The organism is Thiofilum sp., assembly GCF_016711335.1.
GTDB lineage: Bacteria > Pseudomonadota > Gammaproteobacteria > Thiotrichales > Thiotrichaceae > Thiofilum.
On record NZ_JADJTF010000001.1, the window covers coordinates 3,824,800 to 3,840,369 of the forward strand.

Below are 15,570 nucleotides of genomic sequence, written 5' to 3' on the forward strand. Positions count from 1 at the left end.
CCCCTATGCTTAGTCTTTACCATTAAAAGTATTAGTAATAGTCACCGTCCCGCCTTGCATAACGGCTGTAGCAAAACCTCCTCGATCAGCTTTCACATCGCCCTGCACTTGCACCGCCGTCTTTTGCTCCAAATGACGTGTTAAGGCCTCACTTAATTGTTTCTGCAAATCTGCATTTTGCGGATTAGCCTGCAATGCCTTCACCTGCTCGGCAATCTCACGCACCTCTAGCAACTCATCCTTTAGCTCCAAAAACTCCTGAGCCTTCAAGCCTGTCGCAGAAATCGCCTGCTGTGCCAACATCACAGCGGTATCGGTTCCCCCTAATACAAAATAAGACAACAAAGCATTCGCCACGGTGGGAATATGCTGGGCAAGTTGAGGTAAGAACGACATAAGACACTCCTGTAAAGTCAGTATTGACAATAATATAAACAGAACTCACCACTGGCTACTAAAACCACACCATTCAATACCCCTAACTTACGAAAAGTCAGATACTTCCCCTCTCGTCACCCCTAACAACCTTTGCAATTCCCCACCCCTTGGAATTATTCTTGCTACTACATTGCCATGATCCGTTTCATTCTTCCGTTATTTCAAACCTACCCAAATCTACCTATAGCTCACTAAAAGTAGTCATGGTGTTGAATTCCTGCTTCGCTGGGGCGGGTTTCGTCTTCGGCTTACGCTCAAGACCAGAGCCTTCCCCCTCCACAGGCAGACACCGTGTAACTCACGGCGTAGTGGGCTAAGTTAATAGCCGCATTCACGTCCCGGTCATGGATTGCACCACACACGGGGCAAGTCCATTCACGTACTGACAGCGGAAGTTTGTCCACTTTATACCCACATTCTGGAGTGGAACAGGTCTTGCTGCTGGCAAAGAACCGATCCGCCACAACGACCACACCGCCGCGCATGGCCGCCTTGTATTCCAATTGCCGCCGAAACTCGAAAAAGCCCCTGTCACTAATGGCACGGGACAAATGGCGGTTTTTCACCATGCCCGACACATTCAAATCCTCAATACCTAGGGTGTGGAAACGACGGGTTAAATCCGTAGTGAGTTGATGTAAGCTGTCTTGACGGATACGAGCTATTCTGGCATGGAGTTTAGCCAGTTTCTGTTTCGCCTTGTGGCGGTTAGCACTGCCTTTGACCTTACGGGACAGGCTACGGGATAGGCGTTGTAGGCGCGACAGTAAGGCTTTATGCGGCTTTGTCCCCACCACTTTTTCCCCCGTAGAGAGGGTTGCCAGTGCGGACACGCCCAAATCCACCCCTACCACACCTTGGTTTTCGGCGGGAGAGAGGTGATTCTGGTCGGTGTCCACGGTGAGGCTGGCGAACCAGTGGTCAGCAGTACGGGAAATCGTGGCGGAGAGGATTTTACCGGAAAAGCGTAACGTTTCTCGTATCCGCACTAACCCTAGATTAGGAATGCGGATATGGCGGGTATCTAGACTAAACTGGTCATTGGTGAGGGTGAAACTGTCACGGCTTTTGCCCTTCCTTTTAAATTGTGGGTACTTCGCACGTCCCGCAAAGAAGTGGTTGAAGGCTTGCCCCAGTTGGACAATCGCCATTTGCGGGGCGTTTTTAGTGACTTCGAGCATCCACGGGAATTGTTCACGCTTGATGGCGTTCAATTGGCGGCGCAAGCTCATTTGGTTGGGTTTGGGCTGGGTATTATCGTCCTTCCATGCCGCGTATTGCCTTTGCCATTCTGCCAATGCCCAGTTGTAGGCAAACCGTGCCGTGCCTGCGGCTTTGGCAAAGTACGTGGCTTGCTGGTTGTTGGGATCAAGGCGGATTTTGTGGCTGATGATCATGGCTAAAGAATGCAATACCGCCCGATAGTTGTCTAGTCAAGAATGCGTTTGCTGCTACTATTCACGGATAAACAGTAACGGATTATTTTGGAATCTGTTCAAAATGAACATTAATGGGTAGATTTGAATAGGCTTTATAGTAACTGTTTTAAACCCTTTATCCTTGGGAGTGCGTATGACTGCCACCACTGCACGTTTAGAGCTACAGGGTATTCGCAAACAATACCCCGGAACGCTTGCCAATGACGATATTCACCTGTCCATTTTACCGGGCGAAATACATGCGCTCTTGGGCGAAAATGGTGCAGGCAAAAGCACCCTGATGAAAATTATCTACGGAGTCGTCAAACCCGACGCCGGAACGATTATCTGGGAAGGTCAACCCATCCAAATCCGTGACCCCGCCCAAGCACGTAGCCTCGGTATAGGCATGGTGTTTCAACACTTTTCCCTGTTTGAAACCCTAACCGTGAGTGAAAATATTGCTCTCGCTTTAGGTGATCAAGCAGGTGATATAAAGACGCTACCCGAACGTATTAGCACCATTTCACAACGTTATGGCATGGCGCTAGAACCGCATCGTCCGGTGCATTCGCTCTCGATTGGGGAACGCCAGCGCGTCGAGATTGTGCGTTGCCTAGTACAAAATATTAAACTGCTTATCCTCGATGAACCCACCTCAGTCCTCACACCACAAGAAGTCAAAACCCTATTTATTACGCTTAAACAACTCGCCTCCGAGGGGTGCAGCATTTTATTTATTAGTCACAAACTGTACGAAGTAAAAGAGCTATGCCACGAAGCCACCATCCTACGCGGCGGTCGCGTTTCGGGTGAATGTATTCCCGCGCAAGAAAGCACCCTCAGCATGGCTAAAATGATGGTGGGCGATGAAACGCCTGTCTCGAATACCTATGAGAAAAAACAAGGTGGCGAGGTTTTTTTAACGCTGACTAATCTTAATCAAACTGCACATGATCCCTTTGGTACTTCGCTGAAAAATATTTCCCTACAGGTGCGACGCGGTGAAATTGTCGGTATTGCCGGAGTCGCAGGCAATGGTCAAGAGGAACTACTCGCAGCTTTAAGCGGCGAAACCCTGACTAAAAATAAAGAAAGTATTCGCTTCCCAAGTGGCGCAGTCGGTCATCTCAATCCCACCGAACGGCGTCAATTAGGCATGGCATTTGTCCCGGAAGATCGCCTAGGGCGTGGTGCAGTGCCCGATATGACTTTGACTGAAAATGGCTTATTGACAGGCTTTTTACATGGCTTAGTCAAAGGCGGTATGGTGCTGTCTAGCAAAACCAAACATTTTGCCGAGCAAATTATTCAAGACTACAAAGTCAAAACCCCGAATGCTCAAGCTCACGCCGCCAGCCTTTCCGGTGGCAATCTGCAAAAATTTATTATTGGGCGCGAAATCCTACAAAGACCGCAATTACTGGTGGCGTCTCATCCGACATGGGGGGTAGATATTGGCGCGGCAACCGCAATCCACCAAGCACTGATTCATTTACGCGATCAAGGCGCGGCGATTTTGGTCATCTCTGAAGATACTGATGAATTATTCCAAATCTCAGATCGTATGGGGGCGATTTTTGATGGACAACTATCCCCCTTCAAGCCTACCGCCCAGACGACTATCGATGAGGTCGGACAATGGATGGCTGGGGTATTTAATACTGATGAGGCTCTCGTATGATTAAGCTACAACCCCGCCGTGAGCCATCCACGCTCATGGTGTATTTATCGCCGGTGTTAGCAGGTTTATTGACTCTGATTACTGGAGCGATTTTATTTGTCGCCTTGGGCTATAACCCTTTAACCGCCTTGCATACCTTTTTAATCGCACCTCTAGCTGATAGTCACGGTGTGTCCGAATGGCTAGTCAAAGCTTCACCTATTCTCATGTGTGCGATTGGTTTAGCCGTCGCGTATCGCGCTAATATTTGGAATATTGGTGCAGAGGGGCAACTCTTAATGGGGGCATTAGTAGGCAGTGCGGTTGCTTTGCAATTTCCTGAGAGTGAATCCAAATGGACGTTAGTATTAGTGATTATTTGTGGTGCACTAGCTGGCATGTTTTGGGCAGGTATTGCCGCTTTTCTCAAAACCCAATTTAATACCAATGAAATTCTCACCACGATTATGCTCAATTATATTGCTTTGAATTTATTGCAATATGCGGTGCATGGTCCACTTAAAGATCCCGATGGTTATAGCTTTCCCGAATCCGCACCGTTTTCAGCCGGAGCCACTTTACCCACCTTAATGGACGATGGGCGGGTGCATATTGGTTTTGGACTAGCATTAATAGCAGTGCTATTAATTTGGTTTTTAGTGAGGAAAAGTTTTTTAGGTTTTCAAATGAAAGTGATGGGCATGGAAGCCAAAGCCGCTAAATTTGCGGGCTATCCTGAAAAAAGACTGACATGGTTAGTATTATTGATTAGTGGAGGATTAGCCGGATTAGCGGGAGTGAGTGAGGTAACAGGTCCGATTGGGCAACTCATTCCTAATGTGTCACCCTGGTATGGTTATGCCGCGATTATTGTCGCGTTTCTAGGACGCTTGCATCCGATGGGTATTTTAGCCGCTAGTTTATTAATGGCACTGATTTATTTAGGGGGTGAACTAGCTCAAATTAAACTAGGCACACCTGCCGCTTTAACCTTACTTTTCCAAGGTATGTTGTTATTTTATTTATTAGCCTGTGATGTCTTAATTCGTTATCGCCTAACTACAACTATCTCAATTAATTTTGCAAGGGGAGCAAACTAATGGACTTTGATCTTGATATAGTAAATTTACTTTATTCAATGGTGCGTACCGGAACTCCGTTATTATTAGTTGCCCTTGGTGAAATGGTATGTGAAAAAAGTGGAGTATTGAATCTAGGGCAAGAAGGCATGCTGCTAATGGGCGCAATAGCAGGTTTTATTATTGCCTACACCACTGGAAATTTATTTATTGGTGTCCTACTTGCTATGCTGGTGGGTGTATTAATGTCACTACTATTTGGTTTTATAGCGATTACTTTAAATGCTAATCAAGTAGCAACCGGTTTAGCCTTAACTATTTTTGGTATTGGGCTATCCGCTTTTATTGGTGCGAGTTATGTAGGTCAACCGATTAAAGGCTTTGAACCCATTAATATTGCAGGCTTAAGTGATACTCCTGTCATTGGTAAAATACTGTTTGGGCAAAATTTATTAGTGTATTTATCCTTTATTATTTTTCTAGGCGTGTATTGGTTTTTCCGCTGGTCACGTCCGGGGCTAATTGTAAAAGCAGTGGGTGAAAATCCGCATGCGGCTGAAGCGGTGGGTTTACCCGTCATTAAAACCCGCTATTTAGCGGTAATGTTTGGTGGTGCTATGACGGGCTTAGCGGGTGCTTATTTATCGCTGGCTTATACGCCGATGTGGGCTGAAAATATGAGTGCCGGACGGGGTTGGATTGCTCTAGCCTTAGTAGTTTTTGCTAGCTGGCAAACCGGACGGGTGTTATTAGGAGCCTATTTATTCGGCTTAATGAGTATTTTAAATTTTGAGGCACAAGGTTTGGGCATTAACATTTCTGCTCATTTATTACATAGTATGCCCTATATTGCTACGATTGTAGTACTTGTGTTTTTATCTATGAACCAGAATCGCATTAAACTCTATGCGCCTGTTTCATTAGGCAAGCCTTTCCATCGCTCACGTTAATTGACTGCTAGGCTTTACCTAAGTTAGATTTAAATTTAGGTAAAGCAACCAATAGCAAGCAGTTCTTAAGGACTATAATGAATCGAGAATACTATGAACTCTCCTTCCATTAAAAATATCATTTTCGATATAGGTAACGTTCTAGTGAGATGGTCGCCTATTGAAATTATACGTCTTACTTTTGGTGAAATGGACAATGATAAAGACCTAGCCAAGGCACTGCTTCAAAGTGATTTATGGTTAACTTATAATCGCGGCGAATTTTCAGAGAGCGAAGCTAAAAGACAATTTCAAACTCAATTTAAGCTTTCTGAGGATATAGTTGAAGTATTATTTTATTATATTAAACAAACTCAGATTCCCATTTATGGCATGTATGATTTAGTCAAGCGAGTAAAACTAGCAGGCTATAACACCTATGCATTAACAGACAATGTGCTTGAAATAGTAGATCATTTAAAAGCAAAGTATGATTTTTGGGATTTATTTTTAGGTGCGATTGTGTCGGCTGAGGTTAAATTTTTAAAACCTAGTGCACAAATTTTTAATTGCTTATTAGATACTTATCAGCTTAAAGCTGATGAATGTATTTTTATTGATGATGTACTAGCAAATGTGGAGGGTGCTAAAACACTAGGATTTAATACTATTCTATTTAAAAATGCTGCACAATGTGAACGAGAACTACATTTACTAGGTATTACTACAACCGTTTAAAATTATAAAAACAATAAAATGCCCTACTACAGATCTATTATTATAGTGACTGCTCTTTTATTATGTATTAGTTGCGCTCCAGTAAAACTTACTCCAAGTGCATCAATACATTATGCTTCTATTTGCCAAACACAATTACAGGCTATGCAACATTTTTCTGTTGCACCTAATCATCCGGCTGCTGGTTTTTGGCGTAATCAATATTGTATTGCCGAGCAAGCTTGTGCCCATCGAGAGGAGTTTCAACAGCCTTTATGGTTAGATCACGTACTAGAACGCTTTATTCAAGCTTATACTCGGCAAACACGCTTCTGGCCTCAGGTCTTACAGCATTGTGAAGAACGCTCAAGGCTTAATCCCTTGCGTAATTTATTATGTCAACGTGATATGGCTTATTACCACATTTACAAAGACTTACCTCTTGCTTTAGCTAAAGCAGGCTGTAGTAACTCAGCCGATTGGCAACGCTTAGAAGAATATATTCACAGTTGTATTCAGCAGGCCGATTACCCACCTTTAATTAGCCAGTATATTCAAAACCGAATGGTACATTACCGCACTGAGGTAAGGAATCAGTGTTTAGCGAATCAGTCCAAAAAATAAAGTAGCAAATTAATTTTTAGGCTAATTACTATAATAGAAAAACTATACTGATATACAAGCTAGTTGTTCACCATCACTGACTACCACCCAAGCTTTGAGGTGCTTTAATCTCATTATTTCAGGTAAGAGTAAATAACCTTGGACTTGCTCAATACCCTCTTGCTGTTTAGCTTTCCAGCCTTTTTCACCCTCACCTTTTTTAGCATACTTTAATTCAATCAAATGTTGAAACTTCACTTTATAAGGGCTACGCTCTAATAGCATAATATCAGGGTATTTACGATTCATTTCACGTTCGCTTTGAATAAAGTAAACTGGAAATTGATACAGCAATGTGAGTAAAAGAGTTTTTAAATGCTGCTCATCCATTTTCATCGAGTCACGATTGGATAATAATTGTAGTGCTTTTTGCATTTCAGTAGCCAAAAGCTGCAACTCACCTTGTAGACCTAATGCTTGAATCGCTAATTCTAAATCACGACTGGAAATTTTTATCTGATTACGTCGCTCTAACTCAACTTTAAAATATTGAAAATATAGCTCTCGAATCACTTGGTTGGGCATACCAAATAACTCACCCGTCAGTGTTTCACCCTGTAAAGTCACAAACCCCATATAAGCTAATAGGCTAATAAAGTCATCACGGTCAAAACCCTTTTCTAAATCAAACTTGCGCCGATATTGAGCAGGCACTTGCCCTTCATTAATTAGCTCATCCAGTACTTGATAATTAGCCTCTCTATCTCCGATATTAAATAACGCCATGATTTTACCGTAATCTGAGGCAATATTATCATCTAACATACGACGCGGATAAGTGCAGTGCTCTTTATCAAACTCCTGAATAAAATACAACACCATATCAGAATTAAATATAGCTTCCTTACTCTGAGGGTGAAAACGGTAGCCATTATACCAATTCGTCACATCACTCATTAACTTTGAAGGTTCTAACTGGCAATTTTCGATTAAGGGTTGAAGTAAGTTAAGGGTTTCGTGATGAGTAAACCCCATTGCTTCATTAAAGTTTTTATCAAATGACAGATTCTGAGCAATATTAAACCCACTGGTAAGGCTATCTAGCATTAAAGCTGTAACGCCAGTAATAAAAATGCGATTAATACTACCCCGATGAGTTGCTGACTTGATCACCTCATAAAAACTTCTAACAAACCCGCCTTTGCCCATAATGCTTAAAAATAATGACTGATCATCAGCCAATACTGCATTAGCAAAATGATCATATTCGTCAATTAATAAATATAATCCCTGATCACTAACTAGACTCAAAACATATTTGAGTTTATCGGCAGGTGTGGCGTAATTGTTTAACTCATCAAGCGTAATTTGAGGATATTGGTAACGTCTTAGAAATTTTTGCAAGTAGGTTTGAACAGTAACATTAAAACCTGCGTATAAAGCTTCATAACTAGCCGTTTCAATACCAGAAAACTCCATGAATAATATTTCATACGAGCTTTTATAGTCAGTAAGCTGTTTGCTAATCGCTAAGTTGTCAAAGATTGAGTCAAACTCATCACGATGATCCATGGAGTAGTAATACTCCAACATGGAGATAAACAGACTTTTACCGAAGCGGCGCGGACGTAGCAGTATTTGGTATTTACCCGCTTGTTCGAGTTTGGCAATGTAGGCAGTCTTGTCGACATAGGTATAGCCTTCACTAATCACTGTTTTGAAGTTACTAAGACCATAGGGGATTTTTAGATGGCGATTCATTACTGGCTAGTCCTAATGCTAAGGTGATCAGCACGGTAGCAAGCCTACATCATGCTACACTACCCTCATTATAACCTACTTGAACAGATAGTTTTATGGCTTTGAAACTAGCCGAATAGCAATAACTGCCTCTTTGCTCCTTAAGCTTCTTCTCCCCCCCAATAATTGATGCGTAAAACAATGCTAGTTCATGCGTTAAAGTACTGAAGGTAGCTTGCTATACTGCCGATACTTTAATCAATCAAACCAAGAGAATGTACATGCAACTTAAACAGTGGATGTTAGCTTCATTTTTGACGTTGGGCATTACCCTACCAAGCTTTGCAGCCAGTCCTTTTATTGGCATTAATACCAATGAATCGACTCATTTTGATGCTAGTTTGCCCTTTGTAGATTTATTTAAAACTTCAGAACCCTTTCGTGAATCCAGTCTCACTAAAGGCACTATTCAAGTCGATAATCTAGGTTGGGTACGTAGCTTAAATGGGGGACAAGCAGGGACTTATTTCATTCGCTGGATGCCCTATGAAGCCCTCCCTAAAGGGCAATACACGGTGCGTTATCAAGGCAAGGGTGTAGTCACTTATCAAGAAGATGTCAAAGTCATTAAACACGAGCCTAATCAGGATATTATTGAATTAGTACCTAATGCCTCCAATGAAATAAATGCGGGCTTAGTGATTACTCAATCCGACCCTAAAGACCCGATTCGCAATATCCAGATCACTATGCCCGGAGGTATTTGTCAGGGCAATCCATTTAAGGCGGTACAAGGTGCGGCGGCTTGCGGAGGCAAGGCTTATTTGAGCTTTGCTGAGCATAGCGCTGAGGTCTTATTTAACCCAGACTACCTCAATTTCATGAAACAGTTTAAAACCATTCGCTTTATGAATATGTCAGGCATTACCCGCAATGAAATTCAATCATGGCAACAAATGCCGAATGTAGCCCAAGCCACATGGGGCGGCAAAGAAGGTAAGCGCGGTGTACCACTCGAAGTCATGATACAAATGGCGAATACTTTAAACGCTAATGCTTGGTTTAATATTCCGCACCGTGCCAATGATCAATTAGTACAACAATACGCCGCTTTGGTCGCAGCGAATTTACGCCCCACTCTCAAAGCCTATATTGAGTACACCAATGAGGCGTGGAATGAAGCCTTTTCTCAAGCCAAATACGTGCGTCAAATGGGCATGCAACAGGGTTTAGGCAAAGACCCGATTATGGCGGGAATTAATTACTACGGTAAACGCAGTAAGCAAATTTTCCAACTCTTTGAGCAAGCCTTTGGGGGTAAGCAACGTTTAGTCCGAGTCATTGGTGGCTGGTCAGGTCGCCCTGATTTAACCCCTTACTTTTTAAAGCCCGACAATGTGTATGAGCATACCGATGTATTTGCTATCGCCCCCTATTTCTACGCTCATCAAAATGAACTCATGCAAGCACAAACCGTGAATGATGTCTTTGCCCTAATTAATGATCCTAAAAATCCCTATGGTATTGACGCCACGCTTAAGCAAGCACAAAAACATGCTGAGCTGATTGCTCCTTACAAGGTACGCATGGTTGCCTACGAGGGTGGACAACATTTGGTACATTACGGCACTAAATCGCGTAAGGAGCACCCTAATCCCTTACTATCACAGGCTAATCGTGATCCTCGTATGGGTCAGGCTTATACCCAGTTATTACAAGGTTTTAAACAAGCGGGTGGGCAATTATTTGTAGCCTTTTCCTCTCCTCGTCCACATGCCTTTTTTGGTTTTTGGGGTATGAAAGAACATATTCTTCAACCCGATAATCAAGCCCCCAAATTGCAGGCGTTACAACGCTTTTAATTAAAGGTATCCGATATTTGGGAATAAGTAGCGCTGTAGGGGCCGACCTACGTGTCATCCCTCTTAGATTGAGCATAGCTAGCACTGTAGGGGCTGACCTACGTGTCAGCCCTCTGAGGGATGGCGATATAAACACACCACTTCATCCCTAGCCTAAAGCTTTTGTAGTTCACGCAATACCTGATGCAATTCGGCGGGCAAAGGCGCTTCTAAACGATAGCGTCGCCCTGTCAAACGCAAAACAAACTCCATGTGATTCGCATGTAAAAACATACGCTTTAAACCAAAAGCTTTCATTTCTCGATTGAGGGCGAAATCACCATAGCGATCATCCCCTAAAATCGGATGATCTAAATGCGCTAACTGCACCCGAATTTGATGCATACGTCCGGTTAGAATTTTGACATCCATGAGGGTCGCATTAGTCATAATGCGCTTAGGGGTGAAAATACTCTCGGCTTCTTGCCCCTCGTCGTCATTGTCCATGACGCGCATTTTGTGACCCTTAGCCGCATTCTGCTCACGCATGAGGTTAGTGGTAATGTGTTGCACACCATCCTTCCACTGCCCTGATACTAAAGCTTGATAGCGTTTATCCACTTCGCCCTCACGCATTAAAGCATGCAGTTGAGTTAAGGCTTCACGCGATTTAGCCAGAGCTACTACCCCGCTAGTATCCCGATCAATACGGTGTACTAACTCGACATAGGGTAAATTGGGACGCAATTGGCGAAAACCCTCAATTAAGCCCACATCGTGTCCCGAACCACTATGCACCGGAATACCTGCTGGTTTATTAATGCCAATGATTTGCTCATCTTCAAAAATGACCGCCCGCTCAATTTGCTGTAATAAACTATGCGAGGCCAGCGACTTAGTATCCTCAGGGACTTCATCCTGTTTCACGGGAGGAATACGCACCACTTCACCTAAAGCTAATTTATGCTCCGGCTTGATGCGTCCCTTATCTACCCGCACTTCACCTTTACGAATAATGCGGTAAATGACACTTTTGGGAACATTTTTAAAATAGCGTAATAAAAAATTATCGATACGCTGACCCGCTTCGTGCTCCGAAACGGTGTGATATTGAACGGCCATTGCCTCACCTAGAACAAAATAGAGTAGTCAACTAGGTTTTTACCTGAACGTGCACGTAATCCTAATTGAATGTAATTAGTCAAATTGATATATTCGCATAGGGTTCAAATCTGGCGACAAACTGTCATTAGATTTGCCAAGTAACCCATCCCTGCATGAGATGCAGGCATGATAGGGTTCATACCCAAACGATTCAATCAAATTCTTGATTAGAGTTTGATCGATCAGCGTAGACGATGCCAAGGTGAAAGTGTATTGGGTTAACAGACAATACTGCCGCTACGCTAGATCACTACTGTTTTATACGGGTCAGTTACCTGTATAAGGCGCAAGCAAGAACCGTAGTACCTGTACCTGCAACTTTTGTTTAGACAGGGTAGGCAAAACCGATTTTAGGTGAGAAGCCCATTGGCTTCTGACTAAGCAAGCTAATAAAACAGTTGTTTAACAACAATTAAGCCACAAGCTTAACTATAACGTCGCCAAATAACTGAATTACTAGCCCTTCCTGTGATACAACCTTACAACTGAATAGCCTATGGAGCTTACAGCATAACTTCAACACTGTTTCAATCAGGCATAATCAACCACCTGAAAAACAAGGAAAAAGTTTAAAACCACTATTCATTAGTGGCTAAGGGTTAGTCCTAAACCGGGGTGCTCTAACAGGTGCTACATAAACGAGATATGTAGTACATGAAACGTATTTTAATTAATGCCACACAACCTGAAGAAATTCGGGTCGCCATGGTGGATGGTCAACGTCTATATGATCTAGACATTGAACACACCTTTAAAGCCCAGAAAAAAGCTAATATTTACAAAGGTGTCATTACCCGCATCGAACCCAGTTTAGAAGCTGCCTTTGTTAACTATGGCGCTCAACGTCATGGTTTCTTATCATTCCGCGAAGTCGCCAAAGAGTATTATCACCCTAGTGCTAATGCGACCAATGGTCGCGCTAATATTAAAGATGTATTACGCGAAGGACAGGAGATTCTTGTTCAAGTCGATAAAGAAGAACGGGGTAATAAAGGTGCAGCGCTCACCACGCATATTAGCCTCGCAGGACGCTATTTAGTATTAATGCCCAACAACCCTAAAGCCGGTGGTGTATCGCGCCGTATTGAAGGCGAAGATCGGCAACAAATTAAACAAACCCTGTCTGATTTAGATATTCCCGATAATATGGGTGCGATTGTACGCACTGCTGGGGTAGACCGTGAATTAGAAGAATTACAATGGGATTTGGACTACCTCAAAACCTTATGGGAAGCGATTATTTACGCCTATAATCATCATCCCGCCCCCACCCTGTTATACCAAGAAAGCAATGTCATTATTCGCGCTTTACGTGACTATTTCCGGCGCGATATTGGCGAGATCGTGATTGATAATTCTGCGGTTTATAAACAAGCTCATGATTTTATGCAGGCAGTTATGCCGCAGAATCTGCGCAAATTAAAGCACTACAAAGAATCCACTCCGCTCTTTAGCCGTTATCAAGTGGAGCATCAAATTGAAACGGCATTCCAACGCTCTGTGAATTTACCTTCTGGTGGCGCCATTGTTATAGACCACACCGAAGCGCTGGTGTCGATTGATATTAACTCGGCTCGCTCTACTAAAGGTCAGGATATTGAAGAAACCGCGCTCAATACCAATCTAGAAGCGGCTGATGAAATCGCGCGTCAATTACGCTTACGTGATTTAGGCGGTCTTATTGTCATTGACTTCATCGATATGCTACCTAGCAAACATCAGCGCGAAGTCGAACGCCGCCTACGTGATGCGCTCAAAGTAGATCGTGCACGGGTACAAGTGGGGCGCATTTCACGCTTTGGCTTGCTGGAAATGTCACGTCAACGGCTGCGTCCGTCATTGGGGGAATCGAGTCAATTAGTCTGCCCACGCTGTGAAGGTCACGGTCATATTCGCAATACCGACTCTCTGGCTCTATCGATTCTGCGCCTGATGGAAGAAGAGTCGATGAAGGAAATGACCGGACATGTGATTGTACAAGCACCTGTTCCAGTGGCTACTTTCTTGCTCAATGAAAAACGCGAAGCGATTAGCAGTATTCAACAACGACGCGATATTACTTTAACTATCGTACCTAATCCGCATTTAGATACACCTCACTATGAAATTATTCGTATTCGTAGTGATGAGATGGAGTCCATTGGCCCCAGTTACGAGCATATTCAAAATACCCCTCATACCACTGATGATGCCCGTAATGACACTAAGGTCGTACAGCAACCTATTGATATTCCAGTAGTAGGTAATGTGGTTCCAACTCAACCTGCGCCTCAAGGTCGTCGTGTCGCTGATGAGCCTTTAGTGGCAGAGCGTGGAACCAGTTTGATTCGGCGTATTCTAGGTAACTTATTTGGTACAGAGCCGCTACACTTAGAACCCACTCGGCAACGTGATGAGCGCAAAAACCGCGATGAGCGCCGTCAACGTAAAGCGGTTATTGATACCGATAGTTTTGAAGCTGAAGCAGTTACTAGACCTAAACACTCCGCGCGTGATTTGGATGAAGAGCTAGACGATCTGTATAACGATCCAGTAGAAGTAGATAACGATGCTGAAGAGCTGGAAGACGAAGTACCTATGCGTGCTGCGCGTCCTACTCGCCATGAGCGCAATGGTCGTCAACAACGTCGAGGTCGGGATAAGGAGCGCGTTGAACCTCGCAAAGTAGAGGCTGAGCTAGAGGAAACTTATAGTGTAGAGCCAGAGGTAGCGGATGAGGCTCCGGTAGAAATCACCCTACCTGCACCGCGTGAGACTAATGGTAATAATAACTTACGCGGAGGCCGAGGGCGTAATCGCCGTCGGGGTCGACGGGATGAGGTGGACACTGAGCTTGAAGTGGCTGTGGACAGTGTGGAGCTGGTTACAATCTCAACTCAAGAGGAAGTAGAGTCTGCCGTAAGCACTACCAGTACGGAATCAGACATTGAGACTGAAACCGAAACTCCAAACGAACCCTCTAGCTTTGTGCCACGCAATGGTCATAACCGCCGCCGCTCACAACGCCACCGTAGTCGTCGTGAAGCTCGTCCAGAACGCGGTGCGCCCATTATCGATGAGGATGGTAATGTACCTGCTTGGGCGTTAGAGGAGGCGAGTGAAACGTCTGAATTGGCGACTAGCAGTGACTTTGATCCAGCCCCTGAATACCCTAGCTATGAGCCGGAATTAGTGTTCGATGAGGCAGTACAAGCTCAAGCCACTGATAATGCGCTAGAACACGTTATCGTTGATCTGGTGCAACCCTCTAGCTCATCAATTGACGCTGAGCAGGAGTCAATCACCTTCACGCTAGATACCACTGTAGAAGACACTCCGGTTTTTGAGAGTCAGGCGGATTTATTTGATGATCTAGTAGCCACCACCCCTGCCAGTGAGGATAAAGAGGTTAAATTAGCCGCTTTAGTAGCTCCCACGCCAGAAATCACTGTCTTAGATCCTACCCGTGATTTATTGGCGATTACTGCTGAGACTGTGGAGCAAGTAGCTGCCGAGGTTGAAGCTCATGAGCTAGAAACTCATGAACTAGAAACTGTCAGTGTTACTACTACCTTAGTTAGTGTTGAAGTTGAAGTTGAAGAGACTGTTACCACAACAGCCCTCAACAACTCGACCGAGTTGAGCCAAATCGAGCCGGAGGCTGATGCTAGTAACCCACTACCTAGCATCTCTACGGAACCGGTTGTAACCACTACTGATACAGTGCCAACAACCGAGGGAGCTAACGATCACGCCATAGTCAATGGCAGTCCAGCACTTGATTTAGGTACGGAGTCTGACGATAGCATCACCGTTAACGGTCATGACCCAGTAGCGACTGAACTGCAAACTAATGAGTCCAAAGGGTTCACCGAAGAACCACTGAAGCAAACGGAAGAAACGCCTGCTCCTATACCAGTAGCTCCTATTAAGAAGCTACCGTCTTGGATGCATCAACCTCTTGAGTAAATCTTAACTACTCAAACTGACTTGGTTGGG

General features: G+C 44.0%; 11 protein-coding genes. 7 read left to right on the forward strand and 4 right to left on the reverse strand.

Going from position 1 to position 15,570, the window contains the following annotated elements; genetic code table 11:
• Positions 1–9: 9 nt before the first annotated feature.
• Together IPL34_RS17905 and IPL34_RS17910 are read right to left on the reverse strand one after the other, a co-directional pair.
• Entirely contained in the window at positions 10–396 is a 387-nt protein-coding gene (locus tag IPL34_RS17905; RefSeq protein ID WP_296842863.1) for a hypothetical protein, read from the reverse strand.
• A gap of 296 nt (positions 397–692) precedes the next feature.
• Complete coding sequence (locus IPL34_RS17910; protein WP_296842864.1) at positions 693–1,835, reverse strand: RNA-guided endonuclease TnpB family protein; 1,143 nt, start codon at positions 1,833–1,835, stop codon at positions 693–695.
• 175 nt (positions 1,836–2,010) lie between these two features.
• Here IPL34_RS17910 and IPL34_RS17915 point away from each other — a divergent pair, with 175 nt between their 5' ends.
• The 5 genes from IPL34_RS17915 to IPL34_RS17935 all read left to right on the forward strand — a co-directional run bounded on the left by IPL34_RS17915 (position 2,011) and on the right by IPL34_RS17935 (position 6,868).
• The gene (locus tag IPL34_RS17915) at positions 2,011–3,540 is read left to right on the forward strand and encodes an ABC transporter ATP-binding protein (RefSeq protein WP_296842865.1); all 1,530 of its coding nucleotides are present in this window, start codon (positions 2,011–2,013) and stop codon (positions 3,538–3,540) included.
• Entirely contained in the window at positions 3,537–4,619 is a 1,083-nt protein-coding gene (locus tag IPL34_RS17920) for an ABC transporter permease (protein WP_296842866.1), read from the forward strand. Before IPL34_RS17915 ends, IPL34_RS17920 begins: the two co-directional genes overlap by 4 nt.
• Positions 4,619–5,548, forward strand: coding sequence for an ABC transporter permease (locus IPL34_RS17925; RefSeq protein ID WP_296842867.1), 930 nt, complete (start codon positions 4,619–4,621; stop codon positions 5,546–5,548). Before IPL34_RS17920 ends, IPL34_RS17925 begins: the two co-directional genes overlap by 1 nt.
• A gap of 93 nt (positions 5,549–5,641) precedes the next feature.
• Positions 5,642–6,265 (forward strand): HAD family phosphatase, encoded by a 624-nt coding sequence (locus IPL34_RS17930; RefSeq protein ID WP_296842868.1) that lies wholly within the window; start codon positions 5,642–5,644, stop codon positions 6,263–6,265.
• Positions 6,266–6,409: 144 nt separating this feature from the next.
• Entirely contained in the window at positions 6,410–6,868 is a 459-nt protein-coding gene (locus tag IPL34_RS17935) for a hypothetical protein (protein ID WP_296842869.1), read from the forward strand.
• A gap of 42 nt (positions 6,869–6,910) precedes the next feature.
• Here IPL34_RS17935 and IPL34_RS17940 read toward each other — a convergent pair whose 3' ends face one another.
• Entirely contained in the window at positions 6,911–8,608 is a 1,698-nt protein-coding gene (locus IPL34_RS17940; RefSeq protein WP_296842870.1) for an AAA family ATPase, read from the reverse strand.
• A 260-nt stretch (positions 8,609–8,868) separates the two neighbouring features.
• Here IPL34_RS17940 and IPL34_RS17945 point away from each other — a divergent pair, with 260 nt between their 5' ends.
• Complete coding sequence (locus IPL34_RS17945; protein WP_296842871.1) at positions 8,869–10,449, forward strand: hypothetical protein; 1,581 nt, start codon at positions 8,869–8,871, stop codon at positions 10,447–10,449.
• 153 nt (positions 10,450–10,602) lie between these two features.
• Here IPL34_RS17945 and IPL34_RS17950 read toward each other — a convergent pair whose 3' ends face one another.
• Positions 10,603–11,550, reverse strand: coding sequence for an RluA family pseudouridine synthase (locus IPL34_RS17950; protein ID WP_296842872.1), 948 nt, complete (start codon positions 11,548–11,550; stop codon positions 10,603–10,605).
• A gap of 696 nt (positions 11,551–12,246) precedes the next feature.
• Between IPL34_RS17950 and IPL34_RS17955 the strand changes: the two genes are divergently transcribed.
• Positions 12,247–15,540, forward strand: coding sequence for an Rne/Rng family ribonuclease (locus IPL34_RS17955; protein WP_296842873.1), 3,294 nt, complete (start codon positions 12,247–12,249; stop codon positions 15,538–15,540).
• Positions 15,541–15,570: the final 30 nt, after the last annotated feature.